Consider the following 4,841-nt stretch of genomic DNA (forward strand, 5'->3'; position numbering starts at 1 on the left):
GTTTTTACGCCTAAACAGATTGGCCAACTTGAAACTATCGTGACGGCTGCGGTTGCTATTAAAAAAGATTATCAACGTTTGCAAAGTACGGATCTTGTCGTTGAAAATGAAAAGCTTCGTGAGGAGATCTATCAAAAGACGAATGAAAATTACAAGTTGAAGAACGAAAATAAGGAACTCCGTTCAGAAAACAGGGACTTAAAAGACCTCATAGGCGATTTACGGCATGAAATCGGTTTGTTGTATCAAAGTGCTAAGGATTTCGTAAAAGGACGTACAGAGACCGTGAGAGCCTTTAAAAACGATTTTAAGGACTTGGTAACCAAAGTGAAGGAAAGAAATCCTGGAAGCGAATTTGAGCGCTTGTATAAGCATGAGAAAAGCCGAGAGAGGGATAGAGGGATGGAAAGATAAAAACACGCCTAAAAGGCGTGTTTTTTCATGTTTTGAGCGAAGCGAAAAACGGGTTTCTACTTCTCTTGATACATATAGAAACAACTCAAGGGCTTAAAAGTTCGATGAGCCTTAGAGCCGTATGGCTTAAAACGTGTTTTGACATGTAAAAAGCCTTCTGATAGTATTGGAATTGTCTAGAAACCAAATACACAGAGGGCTTTTTGTATGTTTCCCCTCGAAAGAGAGGCTTTTTATGAGTTTGTATCCTGATAGTAGCACAGGTATTAAGGAGCAATCAAGTACCTGTGTTCAAAAAGACGTTGAACTTTTGCGTGATGTGAATGCAAAAGGTGAGGAACGTGACTGGAAAGGCAAGAAGAAGCGTTCTATTCTGATGGCAAAGCATCTTGAAGCAGTTGAAGCTTTAGCGAAAAAAGCAGAGCGAATGTATGACTGCGGAAACTATTTGGTGTTTAAAATGAAAGACGGTAGATTAAAGCTTTATCAAGCGTATTTTTGTAAAGTGAGGTTGTGCCCGATGTGCAATTGGCGAAGGTCACTTAAAATTGCCTTTCAAAATAAAAAAATTGTTCAAGCCGTGAATGAGCGAGAAAAAGTGAAGTGGGTGTTTCTTACTCTCACTGTGCGTAATGTTGAAGGTGAAGAACTAAAACCTACTATGGATCAGATGACGAAAGCGTGGAATCGATTTGCAGGCTATGCAAGATTTAAAAAGTCGGTGCGCGGCTATTTTCGGGCTATGGAAGTAACTCGGAATTGGGATAAGGAAAGTGAGTGGTATGGTACGTATCATCCTCATTTTCACGTGTTGTTAGCTGTGCCAAATGATTATTTTGGTCGTAATTATATTAAGCAAACTGAATGGACAAGCATGTGGCAAAAAGCTATGCAAATTGATTACAAACCGATTGTTCATGTCGCAAAGGTTAAGCCTAAAAAAGAATCACCTGATTTTGTGGAAATGGAGCAAGAAGTGAGAAAAACGATTCTTGAACAAAATGCTATTTTTGAAGTTTCCAAGTATCCAGTAAAAGATACAGATGTGATACGAGGGAATAAAGTGACAGATGAAAATATACAGACGGTCAAGGATTTAGATAAGGCATTGGCTTATAAGCGATTGATCTCTTACGGTGGTATTTTGAAAGAAATTCATAAGGAATTACAATTAAGTGATGCCGAGGATGGCGATTTAATCCATATTGATGATGATTCAGACGAGGTTGCAAATGGTGCTGTTGATGTGATGGCGTATTGGCATGTTGGGTTGAATAATTACGTAATTTCTAGGAGGGAAACAAATGGTTAAGCCAGGCGATTTATATTATTACTGCCCCGGGTGTAAAAGATTTCATGAGCATTTTTCTTCTGCTCATAAAGGCGTGAATCGAAAACTGTGTTTTATTTGCGAAAAGATTCAGCTCAAAAAGACGAAAATTGTTGGTAATGATGAAGACGGACGCATTCAAATTTGTGATAAATGTCTTTCAGAAAATACTTATTCTTGATGTGAATCTGAGTTTTAGTAAACAGGCCAATTTGTTAACTTAATTTAAACTTTTAAAAAAGAATCTGCTTTGAGTAGTTTTGCTCAAAGCAGATTCTTTTTTATTCTATATTAGTTTTGAAATTGATAGTTCAATTAAAGAAACTTTAAAAAATATAATCCATTTTTTCCACGCAATTCTATTAAATAATCAGTATTGCTTTTTAATAAGTCTAATTTGTGGCTTTTCCCAGCCTTTAACGAAAAATTGTAAATTGTATCATCTGTTTTTTTGTCGATAATGCGTATTTCTATTTCAGATGTGCTCCCATCAGTATTTACAATTTCTTTTTTCCAAAAAATATTATTTGTATAGTTGAGTTTTACTTCTTTCCAATTCTCGGTGTTTTTTTCTAGAGATATAGTTTTATTGATTGTTGGAGAAAAGAAATTATGAACAATATAAGTTTCTTGATATAACAAATAACCTGTAGTCAAAAGTGAAAAAACAAATAAAGGGATAATTATTCTCAATGTTATTTTTCTCTTGTAGTTTTTTCTTTGTTCTTTACTAATCTCTTTGACCATGACTTTGTCCTCTCTTAATAAAGTATTTAAAGAGATTTCTAGAATATCGCTTAATTGAACAATCATATCTAAATCAGGATAGTTCCTTCCGACTTCCCAGTTAGATATAGCGGACCGTGAGATGTTTAATAAATCTGCGAGGTCTTGTTGTGTCATTCTTTTTTTATTTCTAGCTTCTTTTATCTTGTCGCCAATAAACATAATATTCATTCTCCTTATGTAAGTGAATTTTACGTGGAATCTTAGGTGCTATGTGTCAGACATATTGACATTATGGGCGATGGGGGTGCTTTGATCTCTGTAATTTAAATGAAATTCAATGACAGATATTCTGACATGTTGCTATATCAACGTTTAAGGTGCAGAAAATATTTTTGAATATTAAGTGTTGATGTTACTGTTTAATTGTAAGATAAAAAAGAATATGGGGGAAAAAGAATGAAAAAGGCTATTATTATTTCGTGTCTTTCGTTATCAGTTTTTGGAGCATCTATATTACCGAATAGTGTAAGTGCGATGGAGTTAACTAGTGAATCTACATCGACGGAAATACAGCCTCGTGTTAAATGGAGCGGTAATGCTTATATAACAACTACTGGGTATTCTAATGTTACTACTTCAAATAATTTCTTTAGTGATAGTCCAAGCGTTACTAATGATTCTGGAAATAATGGTGCAATTTTAGTGAAAATAGTGAATTCTAGTGGCAATCAGGTTGGTACAACAAAGGAAGTTGGTAAAGGGAAAACAGTGAAAATGGATAAAATCCCTTGGAATAGTGGTTCCTATACACTAAAAGCAAAAGCAGTAACTAAAAATGGTTCATACTTAATTACTATTGATTGAATAGAGAGTATCGAATGAAATATGGGAAGTATTTGTATTTTGAAAAGAGTGGCTTGGGCTACTCTTTTTTATTTGGCATTTTTCTTATATGGGAAAGAGGGAAAAACGTGGCATTCGTCAACGATAAATGTCTGACCGAAACGAAGTGAAGGGAATTTAAGGAGTTGACGAATTCACTGCACCCGAACCCTCATGGCTTTTCCAAATGCACATTTGGAAACTGCCTACCGGCGAGGGAGCCCCCTCAAAAAGTGAGGGGGTTGGGGGAGCTTTTTGGAGGGGGTCGAGGGGAAACTTTTCCCTCGTGGGTTTGGGCAAAGCCCAAGGTCTTTTCTTTTGGTTTTGATCTTGGGGAAGCTGTCACGCTAGAGTGACAGACCCTTGCTTTCACCCTCGGAGAGCCTTTTCATTGTGCACATGGAGCGTAGCAGAATGTCACAATACAGAAAAGGTTACTTTTACAAAGTAACAAACTCTGGTATGCTCTGGTCAAGGGGTAGGTGAGTCATCTTGGCAATGAGCGTTTCTCTCAAAAAGGATACAAAAAAAACGAATATCAAACACAACAACCGAAAGATGAGTGAGAAGGATAAAGAACGGAATTCACACATCAATGAATCTCGTTCGCACAAAAATGTGTATCTGGTCCAGAAAGATTTGAAAGAATTATATCAAGATGAATTTGGTGCAGCGTTAGAAAAATATAATGCCAAACAAAAACGCAATGATCGGAAAATCGATAATTATTATGAGCACATTCAGTCCGGTAAGAAAACTTCGCTTCAACAAGAAATGATTATTCAAGTTGGAGATTTAAATGATTTTCGAACGGATTCCGACTATGAAAAAGCCAATGAAATTTTGTTGGAATGGTTTGAGGAGTTTGAGGAGCGAAATCCAAATCTAAAAGTTTATAATGCGGTCATTCATAATGACGAAGCAAGTCCTCACATGCACTTGAATTTTGTTCCTGTCGCAAGTGGCTATAAGCGAGGACTTGAAAAGCAAGTGTCATTCGATCGGGCAATCACGCAGCAAGATTTAACGCTCGATAAAACACGCCCGTTTGATGATTGGCGAGAAAAAGAAGTTCAGTTTTTAGAAAATAAATTGTTAGACCGTGGGATTGAGCGGAAATTGGTCGGTACGAATCCTTACAAAGACGTGAATGAGTACAAGGAAAAACAGGATTTGTTACAGGAAATAAAGTATCTAGAAAAGAAAATTGACAAAAAGAAAAAGGAATTTCTAACGATTAGTGAAAACGTTCCTGACAAGAATGTGGTTCTTAAACCGAAGCGGAAAGAAATCGAAACGGAAGTCATTCCCAAAGTTTTTGGCAAACCCGAAATCATTAAAAAGGAAACGGAGAACTCTGTTTTTACGCCTAAACAGATTGGCCAACTTGAAACTATCGTGACGGCTGCGGTTGCTATTAAAAAAGATTATCAACGTTTGCAAAGTACGGATCTTGTCGTTGAAAATGAAAAGCTTCGTGAGGAGA

At 36.4% G+C, this 4,841-nt stretch carries 5 protein-coding genes and 1 pseudogene; 5 read left to right on the forward strand and 1 reads right to left on the reverse strand.

Going from position 1 to position 4,841, the window contains the following annotated elements; all coding sequences use genetic code 11:
* From DDE80_RS15200 to DDE80_RS13680, 3 genes and pseudogenes are all read left to right on the forward strand, one after another.
* A pseudogene (locus DDE80_RS15200) lies at window positions 1–414 on the forward strand (plasmid recombination protein); the annotation flags it as partial.
* 235 nt (window positions 415–649) lie between these two features.
* Window positions 650–1,726, forward strand: a complete 1,077-nt coding sequence (locus tag DDE80_RS13675) for a protein rep (protein WP_108308460.1) — start codon at window positions 650–652, stop codon at window positions 1,724–1,726.
* Window positions 1,719–1,925, forward strand: a complete 207-nt coding sequence (locus DDE80_RS13680; RefSeq protein ID WP_108308462.1) for a hypothetical protein — start codon at window positions 1,719–1,721, stop codon at window positions 1,923–1,925. The genes DDE80_RS13675 and DDE80_RS13680 overlap by 8 nt, the downstream gene beginning before the upstream one ends.
* 134 nt (window positions 1,926–2,059) lie before the next feature.
* Here the strand turns inward: DDE80_RS13680 and DDE80_RS13685 are convergent, their stop codons facing one another.
* Window positions 2,060–2,692, reverse strand: coding sequence for a helix-turn-helix domain-containing protein (locus DDE80_RS13685; RefSeq protein WP_108308464.1), 633 nt, complete (start codon window positions 2,690–2,692; stop codon window positions 2,060–2,062).
* A 237-nt stretch (window positions 2,693–2,929) separates the two neighbouring features.
* Between DDE80_RS13685 and DDE80_RS13690 the strand changes: the two genes are divergently transcribed.
* Entirely contained in the window at window positions 2,930–3,337 is a 408-nt protein-coding gene (locus DDE80_RS13690) for a hypothetical protein (protein WP_108308465.1), read from the forward strand.
* Between the two features lie 510 nt (window positions 3,338–3,847).
* On the forward strand, window positions 3,848–4,841 hold a 994-nt coding region (locus DDE80_RS13695), incomplete at its 3' end, for a plasmid recombination protein (RefSeq protein WP_108308467.1).

The sequence above is a fragment of the Metalysinibacillus jejuensis genome (assembly GCF_003057615.1).
In the GTDB taxonomy this organism is placed as follows: Bacteria; Bacillota; Bacilli; order Bacillales_A; family Planococcaceae; genus Metalysinibacillus; species Metalysinibacillus jejuensis.